The sequence below is a fragment of the Sphingopyxis granuli genome (assembly GCF_001559015.1).
In the GTDB taxonomy this organism is placed as follows: Bacteria; Pseudomonadota; Alphaproteobacteria; order Sphingomonadales; family Sphingomonadaceae; genus Sphingopyxis; species Sphingopyxis granuli.
Genome location: NZ_CP012199.1, coordinates 2,402,420 through 2,424,507 on the forward strand (window position 1 = coordinate 2,402,420; position 22,088 = coordinate 2,424,507).

The following is a 22,088-nucleotide window of genomic DNA, read 5'->3' on the forward strand; positions in this document are numbered from 1 at the left end:
GTCATGGCTGCGCCTTGTTGAAAAGGCGATAGAAATTTTCGCTGGTCGCGGTCGCGAGCGCGTCGCGGTCCTCGCTGCGCAATTCGGCGAGAAAGGCCAGCGTGTCGGCGACGAAAGCGGGTTCGCCGGGCTTGCCGCGGTGCGGGACGGGGGCGAGGAAGGGGGCGTCGGTCTCGACGAGCAGCCGCTCCTGCGGCAGCCAGCGCGCCGTCGCCTGCAGGTCGGCGGCGTTGCGGAAGGTCACGATGCCCGAGATCGAGATATAGAGGCCGAGGTCGAGCGCCCCGCGCGCAAAATCGTCGCTCGCGGTGAAGCAGTGGATCACGCCGGCATAGGGCGCCCTGCCCATCTCCTCGCCCAGCAGCGCCAGCGTGTCGGCCTCGGCCTCGCGCGTATGGACGATGATCGGCAGTCCGCTCTGCTGCGCGGCATGGATATGCCGGCGGAAACTGTCGCGCTGCCGGCCCCGGTCACTCTTGTCGTAATAATAGTCGAGCCCCGTCTCGCCGATGCCGATCACGCGCGGATGCGCGGCGCGCTCGACCAGCTTCGCGGTGTCGACGTCGGGATGGCCGTCGGCGTCGTGCGGATGGATTCCGACGCTCGCCCAGACGTCGGCGTTCGCCTCGGCCACCGCGAGCACCGCGTCCCATTCGCTCTCGCGCGTCGCGATGTTGAGCATCGCGGTCACGCCGCGCTCGCGCGCGCGGGCGAGCGCCTCGCCCTGCCGCTCGGCAAGCCCCTTGTAATTGAGATGGCAATGCGAATCGACGAGCATCAGGCGGCCGCCTCCTCCCCTTCGGGCAGGTCGAGGCGCGGGAAGATCGGCACCGGCTGGCCGACCGCGAAGCCGCTCGCCGCCAGCGCCGCGAACCAGCCGTCGTCGGCGAGCGCCGCGCTGTCGCGCGCGGCGACGCCCATCTGGTCGAGCAGCCGGTCGGCCGAGGCGGGCACCACGGGGCGGATCGCGATTGCCAGCGCGCGCACCGCCTGGAACAGCGTCATCAGCACCGCGCGCATCCGCTCGGGATCGGTCTTGCGCAGCGCCCACGGCGCCTGCGTGTCGACATATTGATTGCACGCGAAGACCGCGCGCAGCCAGTCCTCGATACCCACCGAGAAAGCGAGGTCGCCGAACGCGCGCGGCAGCCGGTCGCGCGCCATCGCCAGCACGTCGGCCAGCAGCGCCGCATCCTCGGGCGCTTCCTGATAATCCGCCGACACCTCTCCGCCCAGATTCTTGAAAATCATCGACAAGCTGCGCTGGGCCAGATTGCCGAAGCTGTTCGCCAGATCGGCGTTGGCGGTGCGCACGATCGCCTCGGCCGAATAGCTGCCGTCGTGGCCGAAACTCACCTCGCGCAGCAGATAATAGCGCAGCGGATCGACCCCGAAGCGTTCGGCGAGGTCCATCGGATCGACGACATTGCCGAGCGATTTCGACATCTTCTCGCCGCGATTGAGCAGGAAGCCGTGCCCGAACACCTGCTTCGGCAGCGGCAGACCGGCGCTCATCAGGAAGGCCGGCCAGTAAACCGTATGAAAACGCACGATATCCTTGCCGATCATGTGAATGTCGGCGGGCCAGAAGCGATCGAATTCGCCGTCGCGGTCGGGGTAGCCGATCCCCGACAGATAGGTGGTGAGCGCGTCGACCCACACATACATGACGTGCCCCGGCGAATCCGGCACCGGCACCCCCCAGTCGAAGCTGGTGCGCGAGACCGACAGATCCTTGAGCCCGCCCTCGACGAAGCGCAGCACCTCGTTGCGCCGGCTTTCGGGGCGGATGAAATCAGGATGGTCGCGATACAGCGCGAGCAATCGGTCCTGATAGGCCGACAGGCGGAAGAACCAGCTTTCCTCGACCGTCCACTCGACCGGCGTGCCCTGCGGCGACAGGCGGACGCCCCCTTCCGCTTCGGTCAGTTCGTCCTCGTCGTAGAAGGCCTCGTCACGAACCGAATACCAGCCCTCGTAGCGGTCGAGATAAAGGTCGCCGCTCGCCTCCATCGCGCGCCAGATCGCCTGCGACGCCCGGTGGTGCGCGGGGTCCGACGTGCGCATGAAATGATCGTAGCCGATATTCAGTTTGGCGTACATATCACGGAAATACCCGGACATTTCATCGGCAAGATCGATCGTAGCGCGGCCCTGGTCGCGCGCCGTCTGGAACATCTTCAGCCCGTGCTCGTCGGTGCCGGTGACCATCCGCACGTCGCGCCCCTGCGCGCGCTGGAACCGCGCCATGACGTCGGTCGCGATCGCTTCATAGGCGTGGCCGATATGCGGGCGACCGTTGGGATAGCTGATCGCGGTGGTGATGTAGAAGGGGGTTTTCTCTGCGGACATGCGCGCGCCTTAGCGGCTGAGGCGCCGTTGGGAAAGGGCCGGGCCGTCACAAAGGCTGAAGCGGGCCGATAGCTCTCCTTTGATCATCGTCGTGCTGAAACAAACCGGCATATCTGTCTTCAGGCAAATTAAGGTGCGTTCCCTGACGAAAGTCGGGGTCCAGATGGCATAGCGCTGTCCCGCATGGACCCCGGCTTTCGCCGGGGAACGGTTTCTAGAGCGTGATGATATAGAATGGAATCGTCATTGCGAGCGGCGAAGCCGCGCGGCAATCCACAGCGTGCGGTAACCGCTCTGGATTGCTTCCCCCGGATCAGGTCCGGTGTCGCAATGACGAAAGTAGGTCAATCCAAAGTCATCAAAGTATAGCCGGACAGTATCCAAATCCGGCCCCTCACCCTTCACGCGGCGCCAGTTCCGCCAGACAATTGCCGATCTCGAACCCGACCATCGCCCCGTCGTAGGATCCGCGCACCGCGTCGCGGACGGTGCGCTGCACGCGGTCCCATCCGGCGAGCACCGGCGCGATCTCGCTCACCGGGCGCTCGCGGGCAAGCCGCGCGAGCAGACCCGGCACGATGTCGATCACCAGTTCCAGCCGCGCCCGATTGCTCGCCCCCCCGACCTCGCGCGCCAGCGCCTCGCGCAGCCGGTTGTCGGGATCGCCGCCCGCCACGATCGCGAGCAGCTTCTTCTCCATCGCGGCGACATCGCTGTCGATCAGCGCCAGCGCCTTGCCCGGCAGCCCGCCCGACGCCGCGACGATCGCGCGCGCCTCTGCACGGTCGAGCATCGGGCGCAATTCGTGCAGCCACGCCGTCATGACGTCAGGGTCAAGCGGTTGAAAACGCAGGGTCCGGCACCGCGACCGGATCGTCGGCAGCAAGCGCCCCGGCGAATGACTGACCAGCAGGAACACCGTCCGCGCCGGCGGCTCTTCCAGCGTCTTGAGCAGCGCATTGGCGCCGTCGGTCTCGAGGTCGTCGACCGCGTCGATGATCACGACGCGCCAGTGGCCGAGCGATAGCGACAGATACAGGCGCCGGATCATCGTGCGCACCTGGTCGATGGTGATGTTGCGGGCGAGCTCCTTGCCCTTTTCCTTGGGCTGGCGTTCCAGCCGGACGATCTCGGGATGGTTGCCCGCCTCGACCAGCCGCCCTGCCGCACCGTCGCCGGGGTCGTCGAGCGCGATCGCCCCGCCCTGCTCGCCGGTCCCCCCCTGCCCGCCGGAATCGTGGGTGGCCAGAAAGCGCGCGACACGCGATGCAAAGGCCGCCTTGCCGATGCCCTGCGGCCCCGCGAGCAGCCACGCATGATGCAGGCACCCGGCGCTCCACGCGTCGATGATGGCCTTCTCGGCCTCCTGATGCCCGATCATCACGGCAGCCAGTCCGCAAGGCTGGTCAGGATCGCGGCGGTGACCGCCTCAGCCGGCGCCTCGGCGTCGATCACGCGCCAGCGGTCGGGCTCGGCGGCCGCCATTTCGGCGAAGCGGCGGACGAGCCGCGCCTGATAATCGTCCGGCTTGCTTCCCATGCGGTCGGCGCCGTCGGCGTCGCGCACCGCCAGGCGGCGCCCGACCTCCTCAGCGCGCGCGGTCAGCAGGAAGGTCCGGTCGGGCAACAGCCCCAGCGATCCGAAACCGTGGAGCATCAGGATATCGGCGTCGGTGATCCCGCCGCCGCCGCCCTGATAGGCGCGCGACGAATCGACGAAGCGGTCGCACAGCACCCACGTCCCGCGCGCGAGCGCCGGGCGGATCGTGCGCGCGACATGGTCGGCGCGCGCGGCGGCGAACAGCAGTGCCTCGCTGCGCGCGTCCCAGCGGTCGTCGGCACCCTCCATCAGCAGCGCGCGGATCGCCTCGGCGCCGGGGCTGCCCCCCGGCTCGCGCGTGACGAGCGTTTCGAGTCCCCGCGCGGCGAGCGCGGCGGCAAGCGCGCGGATCTGGGTCGACTTGCCGACCCCCTCCCCGCCCTCCAGCGTGATGAAGCGCCCGCTCACCAGCCGGTCAGCCGATAGAGGCCGGTGCGCATGCGCGCCCACCAGCCGCCCCGGCCGACGTCGGCGGCGGCCAGCAGCGGGGTGGTTTGCGGCGGCAGGCCGTCGGGCGCGACGACCAGTTCGGCGATCCGGTCGCCGCGCGCGACCGGCGCGGTCAGCGGCGCCGTGGCGCGCATCGTCGCGCGAAATCCGCCCTGATAGCCCCTGGGCACCGTCATGCGCACCGGGATCGCCGCTTCGGCGGCGACCGCCGGGGCTCTCCCCCGCTCGACGGCGAGACGGCCGACGGCCGCGCCGGCGGTGGCGATCTCGCGCCCTTCCCACGCGCCGAAGCCCCAGTTCATCAGCCGTTCGGCCTCGTCGCGGCGCGCTTTTTCGCTGGCCATGCCGGCGACGACCATGATCAGCCGCCGACCGTCCCGTTTCGCGGAGCCGAGAAAGCAATAGCCCGCTTCGGCCGTATGTCCGGTCTTGAGCCCGTCGGCACCGGCAAAGCGTCCGAGGATCGGGTTGCGGTTTGGCTGGACGATCGGCGTGCCGTCGGGCGCCTTGCCATGCTGGAGCTTGGGGATCGCGAAATAGCGCGCATAACCCTTGGGATGGTCGCGGATCAGCCGGTCGGCCAGCGTGATCAGGTCGGCCGCGCTGACCTTGGTGATACCGCCGTCGGGCCAGCCGCTTGGCGTTCCGAACCGACTCGACGTCATGCCAATTCTGGCCGCCACCGCATTCATTCGCTTGACGAAAGCTTCCTCGCTGCCGTCGATACCGACCGCCAGCGCCGCCGCGGCGTCATTGCCCGAAACGGTGATCAGCCCCTTCAGCAGTTCGTCGACCGAAACCTTCTCGCCCGCGCGCAGGAACATCGTCGATCCGCCGTTGCCGCCGTTCCATTTCCGCCACGTCGCCTCGCTGACGATGAAGACGGCGTCGCGCGACAGCTTGCCGTTCTCGATCAGGTCGAGCACGACATAGGCGGTCATCACCTTGGCCATCGACGCTGGCGCAAAGCGCTTGTCGGCGCCGCGCTCGAACAGGATGGCGCCCGAATCCATGTCCTTCAGCATCACGATCGGCGCTTGCGTGACATAGAGCGGGCGGCTGACCGGCGCCGCGGGCGGACCGCCGTCGGCGGGCGCCGCGGCCGGCGCCAGCAGCAGGGCCAGCGTCGCGGCCAGCGCGGCGCCACCGCCCTTGGCGATCGGGAAGCGTTGCGACATCATGCGAGGCGTCTCAGCGGTCGCGTATAACGACGGCGTCGCGGAACCCCTTGGCCTTCGCCTTGCCCAGCGCGCCCTGCGCCTCGCCGTCGCTGGCGAAGGGGCCGATCCGCACGCGCCACAGCTTGCCGGCCCGGCTTACCGTGCCGCCGACCGTCTTCGCCGCGGCGGCGGCGCGCGCTTCGGTGCTGAACGCCGCGACCTGCACGACATAGCCGCCGCCGGTCGCCGCTGGCGCCGCCGCGGGCTTTTCCGGTGCCTGGGGCGCGGGCGTGGCAGCGGGTCCCTCGACGATGAAGCGGTCGTCGCCCGGCTTCGCGTGGCCCGACGCGATCGGGGCGACCGGCTGCGGCGCCGCTACGGTGGCGGGCTTGGGTTTCGGCACGTCCTTCAACTTGGTGCGCAGGATGGCGAGCAGCGAATCGGGAGTGGCCAGCCGCTCGGGTACCGCCCTGCCCGCGCGAAGCTGCGCCCTTTCGGCGGCGGGCGGATTGGTGCGCCGCACGCGCACCGCCGCCACGCCGTCGGTCAGGCCGAGCTGCTGCGCCGCGCCGCGCGACAGGTCGATCAGCCGGTCGTTCGCCATCGGTCCGCGATCGTTGATGCGCACCAGGATCGTGCGCCCGGTATCGAGCGCGGTGACCTCGACATAGCTGGGCAGCGGCAGCGTCTTGTGCGCCGCGCTGATCGCGGCGGGCTCGAAGGTCTCGCCGTTCGCGGTGGGGTTTCCGGCGCGTTCATCGCCATACAGGCCCGCGTAGCCGACCTCGTCATAATCGGGGATATCGGCGGGGGTGTAGGTGACGCCGCCGATCGCATAGGGCTCGCCCAGCATCGCCGGGCCGTCGGCGGTCGCGGGCACCGGCGCGGGCGCCGGAGCGGGTCCGCTCTGCGCGCCGCCGAAACCTCCACAGGCCGACAGCAGCAACGCCGCTCCGGCCAGTACCCCGCCCCTAACGATCGATCTCATCGGCCAGCAACCCCACAGACAGCGCATAAAAGTTGGAGCAATTATAGTCGAGTATCGCACGATAATTGCCGGTCAGCAAATAGGCGGTCTTGCCCGGGCCGTCGGGCTCGAGCAGCGTCGCCTGGATCGCGCCGTCGGGCCAGCGGCCGCCGATCGGCTGGAACCCGTCGGCGCGCCATTCGGCCATGCTGCGCCAGCGGCTGTAGCGCGCGAACACCCGCGGACAGCGCGTCGGCTGGAGGCGCGTCGAGAAGCGGACGCGGTCGAAGCCGTCCGGAACGCGCACCGCGACGCCCCACGGCTCGCCCTGGCGCCAGCCGGCGCGGCGCAGATAGGCACCGATCGATTCGACCGCGTCGGCTTCGCTCGACCAGATGCGCGCGACGCCGTCGCCGTCGCCGTCCTCGGCGACCTGCAGATAGACCGACGGCAGGAATTGCGGATAGCCGAAGGCGCCGGCCCAGCTTCCTTTCAGCACGCTGCGCGGCACGCCCTTCTCGACCATTTCCAGCGTCGCGAGGAACTCGGGCTCGAACAGGCTGCGCCGACGCCCCTCATAGGCGAGCGTCGCAAGCGCTTCGGGCAGATCGAAATTGCCCGTCACCGCGCCATAGGCGGTTTCGTGGCCGAAGATCGCGATCATGATGCTCGTCGGAACACCCGTGCGCTGCTCGATGCGCGACAGCAGCGGCAGCAGCCGGTCGTGGACGCGCCGCCCGCCGTTGATCCGCGCGGCGTCGACATGCTTGGCCTTGTACGGGGCGAAGGCCGGAATCGGCGTGTCGGGCGTCGGCGGAATGCCCAGATTGTCGCGGTCGAGCGCCACCACCCGCGCATTGTAGCGCAGCCCCGCCGTCACGCTGTCGAAGGTGGCGCGCGATACGCCGCGCGCCTGCGCCTTGGGCCACAGCGACTGGACATAGGTATCGAACCCCGCGTCGCCGCTCGCCTGGGCCTGCACCGGCGCCGAAGCGGCCAGCAGCCAGGCCGACAATATCGTGGCCGAAGAACGGAAAAGGCGCCCGAATCCGAATTGCTTGCTGCGTGTCATCGCTTACCCATAGGCAAGGAATGGCGCCGATGCACCAGCCTTGAACGCGCGATGCTGCGACGACCCGAGTCAAAGCCGCGCCGGGCCGTGGCGGGATGTTTCGCTTGCCGCGCGTCATCCGCACGCTATGGCGTCCGCAAAGGACAGGTGGCCGAGTGGTTTAAGGCAGCGGTCTTGAAAACCGCCGTGGGTGCAAGCTCACCGTGGGTTCGAATCCCACCCTGTCCGCCAATATGGCACCCCGCTCGCAAGGATCAGCCCCGGCTCGGCCGCGCCCCGCGTATGAGCGCGCGCAGCATGCCGTAGAATGTGATCGTCCACGCGGTCAGGGCGATCCAGAAGAAGGCGCGGGGCAGCGCGAACAGGAAATCGAGCTCCATTGCGCGGTTCATCTGCCATGTGCTGGCCGCATACATGCCGAGCGGAAACACCGCGCCCCAGTAAAGCGGGTCGTAGCGGAGCGGAAAACGCTCGTAACCGTGGCGCCAGATGCTGAGCAGGACCAGCATCGGGATCCACCAGGTTCCCGTCGCCCAGTAGAACACCGTGAACCCCTTCAGGAACGGCAGCAGCGATGTCAGAAACGGCGCGTGGGGCGCGTTCAGGATGAGCAGCGAGCCGGCCAGCGTCGAGATCGCCATCGCGCCCATGTTGATCCAGTAGGGCGGCGCAAGATCGCCCGGCGAAAAATGAAAGAAGACATAGCGATAGAAGATCAGCGACATCATCCAGATATAGAGCATACCGCCCCACAGCCACATCGACAGCGCCAGCAGGTTGAACTCGAGCCGGTAGGGCTGGCCGATGCGCGCGGCGAGCAGCGCGCTGGAAACGGAGATCGCCTGCGTCGCCACCACCGCCAGAAGCCAGCTTCCGCTGATACCCTTGTCGAGCGTCGGCTTGTTGTGCCGCACCGTCAGGGCGGTGAAGATCGTGTAGGTCAGGCAAAGCCAGAGGATGGCGGCGAACAGCCACAGCGCCTTGCCCGCCGCGACATTGCCGTCGAGAATGAGGAACTGGCTCGCCAGAATGCAGGTGCCGGCGACCGCCGTGAAATAGCCCGGCCCGGTCAGATGTTCGACCATGTCGCCGAAGAACCGGCGCGGATAGCGCCACGCCCGCAACGCATACAGCAGGCACAGCACGGCATATTGCACGATATTGAGATAGAACAGCGCGCGGGCGATGTTCGGATGCGCCATCATCGAGGCCGCGAGAGAGACGATGCCGGTGGCCATGACCAGCCCGAAATAGGCCGGCGACAGATCGGCGAGGCTCGGTCGCGACGCCATGGGATCGGATCTGTCGCTTCCCGTCGTCATGGCCCTTCCCCCTCGAAAATGTCCCCGACAAGCGTCTGGGGCCGCTCAGGGCCGAGGCCGTGCCGATCATCGGAAAAGCGCCCGCTTCTTTTCGATCGGCACCTGCCCGAGAAATGATCGAGAACGACCGCTTCCCACCCGCTTTGAGCCGGTCGCTCGGCCAGCCCCCGGAGAGCTTATAGAGGGGTTATGGGACAGAAAAAGGGCGACCGGACGCCGGCCGCCCTTCCTCTTTTCCGATCCGGTTGGATCAGGCCTGCGGGCCCGGAGCCGGTGCGGGCTCTTCGGTCGGAGCGGGCGCGGGCTCGTCCGTCGGGGCGGGCGCCGGCTCTTCGGTGGGCTGCGGTGCCGGCGCGGGCGCCGGTTCTTCGGTCGGCGCCGGAGCGGGTTCTTCCGTCGGAGCCGGAGTGTCCGTCGACTGGGCGAACACGGCGACCGGCGAAATGAGGAAACTCGCCGCCACGACGGACATAATCGCATTCTTACGCATGATCTCTCCTTAAATTGACTGCGCGGCAGAGAGGAAAAATGGTCCTCCCCGCGCTCAATCTGCCGTTCCATGCAGATCGAGGAGCGCAACGTGCGCCATTCCGGAATCGTTCCGGAAGGTTGCCGGCTTCGGCGTGTCGTCGGGATAGATGCTTGGAATTACGCGATGAACTGTTCCGCGCGATCGGCCCTCCCCCGGAAAACGCCTGTCCGGAAAATATGTTTCAAGGCCGCGGCGTGGCGGCTCCGTCTTGCGATTGTCCCGGGAGGACATTCCCTGCGATCAAAAGAGGATTTCCATGCGCAAGACCCTGCTGGCATCGACCTGCCTTGCCGCCATGACGGCGGTGCCCGTTCATGCCGAAACGACGATCGGCACCGCCACGACGACCCCGGTGCGGACCTCCACGGTCAACGCCGGCGCGGCCGACGACATCCGGATCGGCAAGGACGGTTCGATCAAGCCGGCCGGCGGCACCGCCGTGACGATCGACAGCAACCACAAGGTCGCGAACGAAGGCACGATCGCGATCGGCGACGCCGACGACGCCACCGGAATCTTCGCCGGCGCGGGAACGACGGGTTCGATCACCAACGCGGCGACGGGCAAGATCATCATCGACGAATCCTACGCGCCGACCGACATCGACAATGATGGCGACATCGACGGACCTTTCGCCGTCGGCCGCAACCGCACGGGAATCGCGACCGGCGGCGCCTTCACGGGCGATATCGTCAATTCGGGCGCGATCACGATCGAGGGCAATGATTCGGCGGGCATCCGGCTCGGCGGCCCCCTGACCGGCAAGTTCACCAACGACGGTACCGTCACCGTGCTCGGCGACAATGCGCTGGGCGTCGGGTTGCAGGATGTGACGGGCAATGTCCGGCTGGCCGGGACCATTGCCGCGACGGGCCAGAACGCCACCGCGGCGCGATTGGCGGGCGACATCGACGGCGCGCTCGTCGTGCAGGGAAGCCTGACGGCGACCGGCTATCGCACCACGACCCCGCCGGCCGACCCGTCGAAGCTCGATGCCGACGATCTGCTGATCGGCGGTCCGGCGCTGTCGATCGAGGGCGACGTGACCGGCGGCATCATCCTCGCCGTACCGCCGAAGGACGGCAGCGGAACGGGCACCGACAAGGATAATGACGGCATCGAGGACGCGAAGGAAGGCTCCGCCGCGGTCCGCTCCTATGGATCGGCGCCCGCGATGCGGATCGGCGCGGCGGGCCGGGATATCGCGATCGGCGCGGTTGCGGGCACCGGAACCGGCTTCGGGCTGATCATCGACGGCACCGTCATGGGCAACGGGCTCTACGCGGGTATCGACGGGCTCGGCGTGCAGATCGGCGGCATGGGCGGCGCGGTCGACATCGCGGGCGGCATGGGCGTCGCCGGGACGGTCAGCGCGCTGTCGAAGGACAGTTCGGCGACCGCGATCCTGATCGGTGCCGGCGCGACGGTTCCGGAGGTTCGCGTCGCCGGCAAGGTCGAGGCCGCGGGCGGCGGCACGGCGACGGCCATCTCCACCGCGCTGCGCATCGACAGCGGCGCCGATGTGGCGCTGGTCCGCAACAGCGGCACGATCAGCGCGAAGGCAAGCGGCGAGGACGGCACCGCGCGCGCGATCTTCGACGCGTCGGGAACCGTCGACCTGATCGAAAACAGCGGCACGATCAGCGCCACCGGCGCCGCGGCGGGTTCGGGTCGCAATGTCGCGATCGACCTGTCGGCGAACGGCGCCGGCGCGACCGTGAAGCAGACCGAGGTGGCCGCGGGCGTCGCCGCGCCCTCCATCGTCGGCGACGTGCGCTTCGGTGCCGGCAGCGACATCTTCGACGTCGCCGACGGCACGGTGAAGGGCAACGCCTCTTTCGGCGCCGGCGACAACCAGCTCAAGCTCTCGGGCGACGCGGCCTATACCGGCAATGCCAGCTTCGGCGGCGGCAACGACAGCATGACGCTCGCGGGCACATCGAGTTTCCGGGGCGACGTCGATTTCGGCGGCGGCGCGGATACGCTGTCGATCGCCGGCAAGGGCCTGTTCTCGGGCCGTCTCTCCAATGCGCAGGGGCTGGCGGTGAGCGTCGACGGCGGCACGTTCGACGTGATCGGCGCCGCGACCATCGCGTCGCTTTCGGTCGCGGGGAACGGCGTCCTCGGCGTGACGCTCGACGACGGCGCTGCCGGAACCGCGCTGACGGTGCAGGGCAATGCCGGCTTCGGCGAAGGATCGAAGCTCGCGCTCAAGCTGTCGAGCATCGAAAATGCCGAGGGCGAACATATCGTCGTCACCGCCGGGTCGCTGACCGGCGCCGACAAGCTGACCGCCGAAACGACGCTGCTTCCCTTCCTCTACAAGGGCGTGCTGAGTTCGACCGCGACCCAGCTCATCGTCGATGTCTCGCGCAAGAGCGTGGCCGAACTCGGCCTCAACCGCTCCGAAGCGGGCGCCTTCGACGCGGTGTTCGAGGCACTCACCGCCGACGAGGCGATCGAGGGCGCCTTTCTCGGGATCACCGATGGCGAACAGTTCCGCGGCCAGATGCAGCAGATGCTCCCCGAACATGAAGGCGGGGTGTTCGAAACGCTCACTTCGGGCTCGCGCGCGCTGGCGCGCCACCTTCAGGACCCCAACGCACCCTATCAGGACGAGGGGAAATGGGGCTATTGGGTCAACCAGGCAGTCTGGGGCACGTCCAAGGGGCTCGGCAACACCGCGAGCTACGACGTCTCGGGCTGGGGCATTTCGCTCGGGGCGGAGATCGAGACCGGCGTCGGCAATTTCGGCGGGTCGGTCGCCTTCCTCAGCGGCAAGGACAGCAACGGCAGCAACGACAACGAGGTCAGCTCCAGCCAATGGGAGGGCGCGCTTCACTGGCGGCTGCGCTCGAACGGCTGGCTGGCCAACGCCCGCGTGTCGGGCGCTCCGGTCAGCCTGAAGGGCACGCGCGTCTTCCGCGCCGAGGTGGACGGCAAGGCGATCGAAAAGACGATGCGCGGCAAATGGGATGCGACGCTGTGGTCGGCTTCGGGTTCGGTCGCGCACGACGGACGCCTCGGCGGCCTGTCCTTCCGCCCGACGGTCGCGGTCGACTATTACAAGCTGAAGGAGGACGGCTATCAGGAAACGGGCGGCGGCGACGCGCTCGACCTGAACGTCCTCGGCCGCGACAGCGACGAACTGGCGGTGTCGGGCACCGTGGCGCTCGGTCTCGATTTCGGCGGTTCCGACCAATATGACGGCTGGACGCGGTTCGAGATCGAGGGCGGGCGGCGCGAGATCGTCAGCGGCACGCTCGGCACGACGGTCGCTTCGTTCAAGGACGGCACGCCCTTCACCCTGACCCCCGATGCGCGCACCAGCGGCTGGATCGGCCGCATCCGGGGCATCGGCGGCAATTCGGCCTTCCAGGTCGGCGCCGAACTGTCGGCGGAGGAGCAGCAGAGCCACTTCGGCTGGGCATTCCGCGCGAGCTTGCGGGTCGGCCTCTAACCCCCGAGGCAGCCTCGCGGCAAGGGGGAAGCGCCCCTCCTCACCCATGCTTCCCCCTTGCCAACCGGCCGACGCCAAACGCCCATCGGACACTGCCATGACCGCCCTCACCCTTCCCCGCCCGACCTCGATGCCGCCCGGCATCGCCGCGTCACGGTTGCGGATGTCGCAGGCGGCGCTATATCACGGCGCCATCAGGGGACCGGAGGACCGGGCCGGCGGCGTGGGCGCCGGCGCACTGCAGGCGACGTTCCGAACCAGGTATTTCATGACCCAGGCGACCGATCGAGACGAGGCCGCACACGGCATCGAGGGCGTATTGCTCGCTCACCGGGCGCAGGTCGTCCGTTTTCTCGAACTGCGCGGCGCGGGCGATCAGGCGGAGGATCTGTTTCAGGACCTGTGGATGCGGCTGACCGAACGGCCGACCGGGCCGATCGCGAACCCGTTGTCCTATGTGATGCGATCGGCCAACAATCTGATGCTCGACCGCTATCGCGCCACGCGCCAGCGCGCGCTGCGCGACCGGGCGTGGAGCGAGACGGCGGCGGCCGAGCCTCCGTCGGCCGAGCGCGCGCTGATCTCGCGCGAGCAGCTGGCGATCGTCGAACGCACGATCGCGGCGACCGGTGAGCGCTCCGCGCACATCTTTCGCCGTTTCCGGGTCGACGGCGTCCAGCAGCGCGATATAGCCGCCGAGATGGGGGTGAGCCTCAGCACGGTCGAAGCCGACCTGCGCAAGGTCTATGCCGCGCTCGCGGCGGCAAGGAGGCAATTCGATGCGCCCTGATCGCGATACCGCTATCGAGGCGCAGGCGATCGACTGGGTCGTGCGCCAGCGCGATCCCGGCTTTGTCGAATGGGATGCGTTCGCCGACTGGCTCGCGGCCGATCCGGGGCACGGCGCGGCCTATGACGCCATTGCCGGCCTCGATGCCGATCTCGACGCCCTGCCCCCCACCCGGCGATCCGAGCCGTCCGTGCGGCGCGGACCGTCGCGGCGGGCGTGGTTCGGCGGCGCGGTCGCCGCGGCGCTGGTCGGGGCCATCAGCCTCTCGAGCCTCGGCCTGTTCGACGGCACCAGTCGTATCGAGACCGCGGCGGGCGAGCACCGCACCCTTGCGCTGGCCGACGGATCGCGGATCGAGGTCAACGGCGCCTCGCTGCTGGTGCTCGACGACGATCGTCCCCGGTTCGCGCGGCTCGAACGCGGCGAAGCGATGTTTCATGTCGTCCACCGCGCGGACGAACCCTTCGTCGTCGAAGCGGGCGGTGCCGAACTCGTCGACCTCGGCACCGCCTTCAACGTCGTGCGCGCGGGCGGCCGCACCGCGGTGGCGGTGTCGGAGGGCGTGGTCGCCTACAACCCCCGGCGCGAGAATGTCCGCGTCGCCGCCGGGCAGGGGCTGGAGGCCCGCGACGGCGACCGCGCGGCACCGGCGCCGCACGCGATCGACGCCGCCACGATCGGCGGCTGGCGCACCGGGCTGCTCGTCTATGCCGACGCGCCGCTGTCCGACGTCGCGGAAGACCTGCGGCGCACCGCCGGCATCGCCGTGCGGATCGCCCCCAACGCCGCCGACACCCGCTTCCGCGGCGCGTTGATCCTCGCAAAACACCCCGCCCGCACCATAGCCGACCTCGCAGCGCTATCGGGAACGCGCGCCGAGCGACAGGGCGATGGTTGGGTGCTGTCGCGCTGACAATGCGATCCCGGCTCTCCCCCCTCCTGTTTACCGGTGCAGCCTCGGTGCTGATCGCGTCGGCGCAGGCGCAGGCGGCCGAGGAGCGCATGTTCGACTTACCGAAGGGCAATCTGTCAGCGGCCCTTCCACTGCTCAGCCGCCAAGCCGGGGTCAGCATCAGCGTCGCCGACGCCGAACTGTGGAAAAGCCGCGTCCGCCCGGTGCGCGGGCGGATGAGCGTCGATGTGGCGATCCGGCGGATGCTCAACGGGACGCAGGCGCGCGCTGTACGCGTCAGCAACACGAGTTGGCGGATCGAGCGCCGGCCGGTTCAGCGGGTCGCACGGCGATCGACCTCGCCGCCGCGCGCAACGCCGCCGCCACGGGCGCAGGTGCCCGATCATCTCGTCGCTCGGCCCGAGGACGAGATCATTGTCACGGCGAGCAAGGCCGACACCCCCTATTCGCGTTTTGCGGGCGTCGCCACGATCCTCGATGGCGGCGATCTGGCGTTCGGGGGCGAGCGCGGGATGGATTCGATCCTCTCGCGCATGGCGACCGTGTCCTCGACCCACCTTGGTTCGGGGCGCAACAAGCTGTTCATCCGCGGCATCGCCGATTCGAGCTTCACTGGGCCGACGCAGGCGACAGTGGGACAATATCTCGGCGACATCCGTCTCAGCTACAATGCGCCCGATCCCGACCTGCGCCTGTACGACGTCGACGCGGTGGAGGTGCTCGAGGGACCTCAGGGCACCCTCTATGGCGCGGGGTCGCTCGGCGGCATCATCCGCGTCGTGCCGAATGCACCGAACCCCGGCGCCATGGAGCTTCAGGCGATCGCGGGCGCCTCGATCACCCAGCACGGCGATCCGGGCGGCGATATCGCCGCCATCGCCAACCTGCCAGTTGGGAACGACGGCCATGCCCTGCGCCTCGTTGGCTACATGCTCACCGACGGCGGCTATATCGACAATCGGCAGCGCGGACAGAAGGATATCAACCGCGTCCATGTGCGCGGCGGTCGCGCGACCTTCCGTTTCGATGCGGCCGACGCGTGGACGATCGACCTCGGCGGCGTCTATCAGGCGATCGCCTCCGACGACGCGCAATATGCCGACCGCGACGCGCCCCCGCTCACCCGCAATTCGCTCGTCGAACAGAATGCTAAGGCTCGCTACGGGCTCGGCACGATCGTCGTCGCCAAGGATTGGGGCGGGCTGCATTTCCAATCGTCGAACGCCTTCATCCGTCACCGCCTCTATGAACGCTTCGACGCGACCAGCGAACAGAACCCCTCGCAGGTGCTCGACCAGTATAATGCGACGCGCATGCTCGTCAACGAGAGCCGGCTGTCGCGCCCCTTCCACGCCGGGCTCGGCTGGGTCGTCGGCGCGAGTGTCATCGACAATCGGACCCGGCAGCGCCGCGAATATGGCGCTACGGTGCTGCGCGCGCCGCTGACCGGGGTCACCAACCGGATCACCGAGTTCACCGGCTATGGTGAAGCGACGGTCGAACTGCTTCCGCGCCTTGTCGCGACCGCTGGGCTGCGCTTGTCGCACGCCCGGCTGGGCGGCAGCGGCGAGGACGTGCCCTCCGCCATCGCGATGGCGGGCCGCGCGATCACCGCGCACCGGACCGAAACCGATCTCCTGCCCTCTGCCTCTCTGCTCGCTTCGCCCTTCGCCAATCTGACACTCTATGCACGCTATCAGGAGGGGTTCCGCCCCGGCGGGCTCGCGATCGACAGCCATTTCGTCCGCCGCTTCCGCAACGACCAAGTGCGGACATGGGAAGCGGGCGTGCGCTTCGGCGAACGAGGGACTAGCCCCTTCGACGCCAATATCTCGCTATCCTACAGCCGCTGGCGCGACATCCAGGCTGATTTCATCGACGCGAGCGGCTTTCCGACCACCGCCAATATCGGCAACGGCCGTATTACCAGCATTTCGGGCGCGCTCGCCTGGCGGCCGGGTCCGGCGCTGTCGTTCGAACTCGGCGCCGTCTACAACCAAAGCCGGGTCGACGAACTGTCGTCGCTGATCGCGCCGATCGCGATGGCGGCGCCGGCGCGGCTCGGTCGCATCCCCAATGTCGCCAGCCACGCGGTGCGCGGCGCGGTCCACTATGTTGCACCGGTCGGCGACGAGGAATTGCGCGTCGGCGGCTGGGCCAACTATGTTGGTCCGTCGCGCCTCGGCATCGGACCGGTGCTGGGCGAAGGCCAGGGCGATTATGTCGACACCGGGCTCGCGATGCGGTTGGGCAACGCCCGGCGCGGGCTGTCGCTGACCCTCACCAACCTTTTCGACGCCCGCGGCAATCGCTTTTCGCTCGGCACGCCGTTCGTCGAGGACGGGCCCGGCTACGCGACCCCGCTTCGCCCCCGCACGCTGCGGATCGCGGTGGATGTCGCCTATTAGAACTGATGCATTGGGCGAATTCCCCATTGCGGGCGGCGAAGCCGCGCTATCCAGAGCGCGGGCAACTGCGCTGGGTTACATAATGACGGAACGGATCAGCCCAAAATTATCGGAAATCTAGCGGCACCCTCGCCCTATCGTTCCGGTCCGAGCCGACAAGCGCTTTCCTACAGTATTGCCGCCTGCAAGCCCCTGCGTATGACTCCTTCGCTGCGTGAATACGGCCGGCTTCCTGTCAACGGGAAGACTTTCTCGGTGGCAACATGCCGGGCGTTTCGTGCGCGGGGGATCAAACAGGGGATACGTAGCGTGGCCCGCGGCGGGCGGCCCGCATCGCCTCCCCCCAAAGAAGGAGAAGCGATTCGATTCCAAATGAAAAGCCCGAAGAGCAGGCCTGACTGCTTACTCCGCCAGCACGAGCCGCTCGTAGCGCTCCATATGATAGTCGGCGCTGCCGAACTGACCTTCGATCATCGTCGCGCGCTTGAAATAATGGCCGATCGCCAGTTCCTGCGTGATACCGATGCCGCCGTGGGTCTGGATTGCGTTCTGTCCGACAAACTTCGCGCCGCGGCTGACCTTGTTCTTCGCCGCTGACACCGCCGCCATGCGCGCCGCCGCGGGCAGATCGAGCTTCAGCGTCCCCATGATCGTCATCGAACGAGCTTGTTCGACCTCCATAAACATGTCGACCATACGATGCTGGAGCACTTGGAACTTGGCGATCGGCACGCCGAACTGCTTGCGCTGCTGGGTATATTCGAGCGTGCCTTCGTGCAGCTTCTGCATCACGCCGGTCGCCTCAGCGCACACCGCGACCGTGGCTTCGTCGATGATCTGCTCGATCAGCGGCAGGCCGCCCCCTTCCTGTCCGAGCAGCGCGTCGCCGGGGATCGCAACATTCTCGAAATAGATTTCGGACGCACGGTTGCCGTCGACCGTGGGATAGTCGCGGCGGACAATGCCGGGCAGCTTCGCGTCGATCAGGAACAGCGATACGCCGTCGTGGTCGCGCTGACCACCGCCGGTGCGCGCGGTGACGAGCAGGTGCGTGGCCCACGGCGCAGCATAAACGACGCCCTTGTGCCCGTTCAGCACCCAGCCTGCGCCATCCTTCTTGGCGCTGGTCTTCAGGTTCGCAAGGTCATAGCGGCTCTGCGGCTCGGCATAGGCGAAGGCAACGATGGCGTTGCCCGCGATGATCTCGGGGATCAGCGCGTCAGCCTGTGCTCCGCCCACCGCCTTCAGGGCGCCGCCCGCGATGACGACGGTCGGAAGATAGGGCTCGATTGCGATGACCTTGCCCAGTTCTTCCATGATGATCGCATTTTCCAGCGCGCCGCCCCCCAGGCCGCCATGCTCCTCGGCAAAGGAGGCGCCGAGCATGCCGAGTTCCTGAGCGAGCGCGGTCCAGATCGCCGGGTCGCGGCCCGCGTCGCTGGCAATGAACTTCTGGCGCGTCTCGAAGCCGTAGGTGTCAGCGAGAAAACGCGACAGCGTGTCGCGGATCATGTCCTGCGTTTCTGTGTAAGTGAAATCCATTTTTTTATCCCCGTCGCCCCCGCGAAGGCGGGGGCCGCTGTAGGTTCACATTGCGGCGCCCAAACGGGGCCAATGCGGCCCCCGCTCTAGCGAGGGCGCTGCGGTCACAATCCCAGAACCATCTTCGCGATGATGTTGCGCTGAATCTCGTTCGACCCGCCATAGATCGTCGTCTTGCGCATGTTGAAATAGGTCGGCGCAGCGCGATGCGCATAGTCCGGCCCGATCGGATGCTCGTTGTCGCCTTCTCCGAAGCCTCGGAAATAGGGCGCGCCGTAATGGCCGACCGCTTCGAGCGTCAGTTCGGTCAGGCGCTGCTGGATTTCCGAACCCTTGATCTTGAGCAGGCTCGACTCCGGTCCCGGCCCCTTGCCGGCGTTCGGACCGGCAAGTCCGCGCAACTCGGTGAATTCGAGCGCGGTCAGGTCGATCTCCAGTTCGGCGAGTTTGCGTTTGAAGAATGGGTTGGCAAGCAGCGGCTGATCGCCGTCGAGTTCGGTACGCGCGATGGCCTTGACGCGCTCGACGCCGCGCTTCGACGATGCGACCCCGGCGATGCCAGTACGCTCGTGCGCGAGCAGAAACTTGGCGCAGGTCCAGCCCTTGTTCTCTTCATAGACGCGCTGGTCGACGGGAACATGGACGTCCTCGAGGAACACCTCGTTCACCTCATGCTCGCCGCCGAGCGTGATGATTGGGCGCACGGTGATGCCGGGCGACTTCATGTCGATGAGCAGGAAGGAAATGCCCTCCTGTTGCTTGGCGTCCTTGTCGGTACGGACGAGAAAGAAACCCCAGTCGGCATATTGTGCCATCGTCGTCCAGGTCTTCTGGCCGTTGACGACATATTCGTTGCCATCGCGCACCGCCAAGGTGCGCAGGCTAGCGAGGTCGGACCCCGACCCCGGCTCCGAATAACCCTGACACCACCAGTCCTCGCCCGACAGGATGCGCGGCAGGAAGCGCGCTTTCTGCTCCGGCGTGCCGAAAGTGTAGATGACCGGGCCGACCATCGCGAGGCCAAACGGCATCAGGCGGATGCAGTCAGCGCGGGCGGTTTCCTCGGAAAAGATGAAGCGCTGCGTCGGCGTCCACCCGGTGCCGCCATATTCGACCGGCCACGCGGGCGCCACCCAACCCTTCTTGTAGAGAATCCGGTGCCAGGAGAGGAAATCCTCCTTGGTGAGCTCATCGCCCTCGTCCTGCTTGCCGCGCAGTTCGGAGGGATAGTTTTCGGCGATGAAGTCGCGCACTTCCTTCTGGAAGGCGAGATCTTCGGGGCTGAACTCCATGTCCATCTTCTGATTCTCCCTTGGGCAGTGGCCCCTTTTAACGGGTGCTCACCTTTACGTAAACGGCAAGTTGCGGCTCGCAACCTTCACTGCTGTGAACAGGGCGCAGGTTGCGCCGAACGGCGCGGCTTGTCCAGCGGCCTTCCGTGCCGCATGAGGGGGGAACAAGTGGGGGATATGATGACAAGAGGCAGGCGTGCGGCGCTTTGGGCGCTGCTGATCGTAGGTATAACTACAGCGGCGGCTTTTCTGTTCCAGCGGCCGATCGGACGGTGGTTGTTCGAGCGCGGGGTCGAGCAGGCGGCTGGACGCGATCGGCTAGCGGATCTGCCCGACGGCCTGCATGTCGCTTTATGCGGCACCGGATCGCCCTTGCCCGATCGCCGCCGCGCCGGATCATGCACCGTTGTGATCGCCGGCAAGGCGATGTTCGTGGTCGACGCGGGCGAAGGCGGAGCGCGCAACATCTCGTTGATGGGATTGCCCAATCCCCGGATCCGCGGCCTGTTTCTCACCCATTTCCACTCGGACCATATCGACGGCATGGGGCCGATGATGCTGCTGCGCTGGACCGCGAGCGGCAACGAAAGCCCCCTTCCTGTCCACGGCCCAGAAGGCGTCGAGGCGGTGATTGCCGGCTTCAACGCCGCTTATGCCGCCGATAATGGCTACCGCACCGCGCACCACGGCACCACGATCACGCCACCGGTGGCGGCGGGTGCCGTCGCGATGCCCTTTGCGATGCCGACGGCGCCGACCGCCATCTACGAGGCGGATGGTTTGCAGGTCATGGCCTTTCCCGTCGATCATCGCCCGGTGCGGCCCGCGGTCGGCTATCGCTTCGACTACAAGGGACGCAGCGTCGTGATCAGCGGCGACACTGCGCCGTCGCCTTCGCTCGAAGCCGCGGCGAAGGGTGCAGACCTGCTGATCCACGAGGCTCTCCAGCCGAAGATGGTACAGCACCTCTCCGATCGCCTGACGGCCGCCGGGCGGCCTCAGACGGGCCGGATCATGCACGACATCCTCGATTATCATGCCAACCCCGCGCAGGCCGCCGACAGCGCACGCCGCGCGGGCGTCCGGATGCTCGTCCTCAGCCACATCGTCCCGCCCCTCCCTTCGCGCTACTTCGACGCGGCGCTGCTCGACGGCGCCGATAATCGCTTCGACGGCCCGATCATTGTCGGCGAGGACGGGCAATATTTCTCCCTGCCAGTCGGCAGCCGTGCGATCGATCGTGGAAGCTGGTTCTAGCGGCGCACCGCCAGGATTACCGCGCCTTCGCTCGCATAGGCCGATCGCCGCTCGACCATGGCGAGCGTGACCGACACAACACTGCCGCCACGAGTCACCAGTTCCGACGCGATGCGAACAGGGTCGCCTGTACGGAACAGGCCTTCGAAAGCCTCGGTGAAGGCGTGCCGCTGCCCGGCCGCGAGCAGCGCCGAAAAGCGCACGCGCCGGATCGCGGCTTCGTCGGCGCCGATCATGGCGGCGAGCGCCGGGTTGGCCGCCTCGATCGCCTCGCGCACCGAGACGCGAGCGACCCCGATCGTCCCGTCGATCTCGACCGCGTCGGCCAGCGCGCGCCTAGCGTCCTGTTCGGCGCGCGTCCCCCACGCGTCGCTGATGTCGCGGAGCACCATCGCCCCGCCGATCGGCAGCGGGACGAGGTCGACGCGCAGCCAGCGCTGCGGCTCGATCAGCCCCGGCACCTCGCCCGAGAAACGCTCGCGATGGTCGAGCATCCGGAGGAAATGCGCGAACAGCACCGAGCGCGCGAACCCCGGCAGGACGTCGGGCAAGGGCCGGCCCGTCAGCGCGGTCGCCGCCCGTTCGAGCAGATCGGCGGCTGCCGGATTGACCCCCGCGACACGCCCGGTGCGGTCGACGAGGATCACCGCGTCGCGGATCGCCTCGACCAGCGCCGCCTGCGATGCGGCCAACGCGTCGCGCCCTTCCGCCTCCCCCTTGCCGTCGAGGCGGCGATAGTCGGCGAGGGAGATCAGCACATGCGCATCCTTGCCGTGATGCGTGACCATGACCGGCTTGCGCGACGCCTGCAGGCGCCAGTTCGCGAAACCGCGAATGAATTCGGCAGCGGGCACGCGCTGAGGTTCCCTGACCGTCTCCATATCCGTCTCCCCGGATCGAGCCTTTCCCTCGCATTATGGCACGCTGCGGCGGTATTTGGCTCGAAACCCGACGCAAAAACGCGGATTCGCG

At 67.8% G+C, this 22,088-nt stretch carries 17 protein-coding genes and 1 tRNA gene; 6 read left to right on the forward strand and 12 right to left on the reverse strand.

Going from position 1 to position 22,088, the window contains the following annotated elements; all coding sequences use genetic code 11:
* Position 1: 1 nt before the first annotated feature.
* The 7 genes from SGRAN_RS11140 to SGRAN_RS11170 form a co-directional block, all read right to left on the reverse strand.
* Positions 2–778 (reverse strand): TatD family hydrolase, encoded by a 777-nt coding sequence (locus SGRAN_RS11140; protein WP_067183626.1) that lies wholly within the window; start codon positions 776–778, stop codon positions 2–4.
* Positions 778–2,352, reverse strand: a complete 1,575-nt coding sequence (metG, locus tag SGRAN_RS11145; protein ID WP_067183629.1) for a methionine--tRNA ligase — start codon at positions 2,350–2,352, stop codon at positions 778–780. Before metG ends, SGRAN_RS11140 begins: the two co-directional genes overlap by 1 nt.
* 394 nt (positions 2,353–2,746) lie before the next feature.
* The gene (locus SGRAN_RS11150; protein ID WP_067183632.1) at positions 2,747–3,733 is read right to left on the reverse strand and encodes a DNA polymerase III subunit delta'; all 987 of its coding nucleotides are present in this window, start codon (positions 3,731–3,733) and stop codon (positions 2,747–2,749) included.
* Positions 3,733–4,362, reverse strand: a complete 630-nt coding sequence (tmk, locus tag SGRAN_RS11155; protein WP_067187037.1) for a dTMP kinase — start codon at positions 4,360–4,362, stop codon at positions 3,733–3,735. Before tmk ends, SGRAN_RS11150 begins: the two co-directional genes overlap by 1 nt.
* On the reverse strand, positions 4,356–5,582 hold the full coding sequence (locus tag SGRAN_RS11160) for a D-alanyl-D-alanine carboxypeptidase family protein (protein ID WP_067183633.1): 1,227 nt from the start codon (positions 5,580–5,582) through the stop codon (positions 4,356–4,358). Before SGRAN_RS11160 ends, tmk begins: the two co-directional genes overlap by 7 nt.
* A gap of 10 nt (positions 5,583–5,592) precedes the next feature.
* Positions 5,593–6,549 (reverse strand): septal ring lytic transglycosylase RlpA family protein, encoded by a 957-nt coding sequence (locus SGRAN_RS11165; RefSeq protein ID WP_067183636.1) that lies wholly within the window; start codon positions 6,547–6,549, stop codon positions 5,593–5,595.
* Positions 6,533–7,600, reverse strand: coding sequence for a lytic murein transglycosylase (locus tag SGRAN_RS11170; protein WP_067183638.1), 1,068 nt, complete (start codon positions 7,598–7,600; stop codon positions 6,533–6,535). The genes SGRAN_RS11165 and SGRAN_RS11170 overlap by 17 nt, the downstream gene beginning before the upstream one ends.
* A gap of 141 nt (positions 7,601–7,741) precedes the next feature.
* Between SGRAN_RS11170 and SGRAN_RS11175 the strand changes: the two genes are divergently transcribed.
* A tRNA-Ser gene (locus SGRAN_RS11175) sits at positions 7,742–7,831 on the forward strand.
* A gap of 23 nt (positions 7,832–7,854) precedes the next feature.
* On the opposite strand, the gene SGRAN_RS11180 is transcribed toward SGRAN_RS11175, so the two are convergent.
* On the reverse strand, positions 7,855–8,922 hold the full coding sequence (locus tag SGRAN_RS11180; RefSeq protein WP_067183641.1) for a tellurite resistance/C4-dicarboxylate transporter family protein: 1,068 nt from the start codon (positions 8,920–8,922) through the stop codon (positions 7,855–7,857).
* Positions 8,923–9,172: 250 nt separating this feature from the next.
* Positions 9,173–9,412 carry a hypothetical protein gene (locus tag SGRAN_RS22835; protein WP_067183644.1) on the reverse strand — a complete coding sequence of 80 codons (240 nt, stop codon included), beginning with the start codon at positions 9,410–9,412 and terminating at the stop codon, positions 9,173–9,175.
* Positions 9,413–9,710: 298 nt separating this feature from the next.
* Between SGRAN_RS22835 and SGRAN_RS11190 the strand changes: the two genes are divergently transcribed.
* The 4 genes from SGRAN_RS11190 to SGRAN_RS11205 all read left to right on the forward strand — a co-directional run bounded on the left by SGRAN_RS11190 (position 9,711) and on the right by SGRAN_RS11205 (position 17,025).
* Positions 9,711–12,914 carry an autotransporter outer membrane beta-barrel domain-containing protein gene (locus SGRAN_RS11190; RefSeq protein WP_067183647.1) on the forward strand — a complete coding sequence of 1,068 codons (3,204 nt, stop codon included), beginning with the start codon at positions 9,711–9,713 and terminating at the stop codon, positions 12,912–12,914.
* 97 nt (positions 12,915–13,011) lie between these two features.
* On the forward strand, positions 13,012–13,704 hold the full coding sequence (locus tag SGRAN_RS11195) for an RNA polymerase sigma factor (RefSeq protein WP_311879435.1): 693 nt from the start codon (positions 13,012–13,014) through the stop codon (positions 13,702–13,704).
* A complete protein-coding gene (locus tag SGRAN_RS11200; RefSeq protein WP_067183649.1) occupies positions 13,694–14,617 on the forward strand; it encodes a FecR family protein in 924 nt (307 codons plus the stop codon). The genes SGRAN_RS11195 and SGRAN_RS11200 overlap by 11 nt, the downstream gene beginning before the upstream one ends.
* 2 nt (positions 14,618–14,619) lie before the next feature.
* Positions 14,620–17,025: a TonB-dependent receptor domain-containing protein gene (locus SGRAN_RS11205; RefSeq protein ID WP_067183653.1), complete on the forward strand. Its 2,406-nt coding sequence runs from the start codon at positions 14,620–14,622 to the stop codon at positions 17,023–17,025.
* Between the two features lie 402 nt (positions 17,026–17,427).
* Here SGRAN_RS11205 and SGRAN_RS11210 read toward each other — a convergent pair whose 3' ends face one another.
* Together SGRAN_RS11210 and SGRAN_RS11215 are read right to left on the reverse strand one after the other, a co-directional pair.
* Positions 17,428–18,567 carry an acyl-CoA dehydrogenase family protein gene (locus SGRAN_RS11210; RefSeq protein WP_067183656.1) on the reverse strand — a complete coding sequence of 380 codons (1,140 nt, stop codon included), beginning with the start codon at positions 18,565–18,567 and terminating at the stop codon, positions 17,428–17,430.
* Between the two features lie 104 nt (positions 18,568–18,671).
* Positions 18,672–19,865, reverse strand: a complete 1,194-nt coding sequence (locus tag SGRAN_RS11215) for an acyl-CoA dehydrogenase family protein (protein ID WP_067183658.1) — start codon at positions 19,863–19,865, stop codon at positions 18,672–18,674.
* 174 nt (positions 19,866–20,039) lie between these two features.
* On the opposite strand from SGRAN_RS11215, the gene SGRAN_RS11220 reads away from it, so the two are divergent.
* Positions 20,040–21,116: an MBL fold metallo-hydrolase gene (locus SGRAN_RS11220; RefSeq protein WP_067187039.1), complete on the forward strand. Its 1,077-nt coding sequence runs from the start codon at positions 20,040–20,042 to the stop codon at positions 21,114–21,116.
* Here SGRAN_RS11220 and SGRAN_RS11225 read toward each other — a convergent pair.
* Positions 21,113–21,970, reverse strand: a complete 858-nt coding sequence (locus tag SGRAN_RS11225) for a PAS domain-containing protein (protein ID WP_237233488.1) — start codon at positions 21,968–21,970, stop codon at positions 21,113–21,115. The two genes, SGRAN_RS11220 and SGRAN_RS11225, sit on opposite strands and share 4 nt — an antisense overlap.
* Between the last annotated feature and the right edge of the window lie 118 nt (positions 21,971–22,088).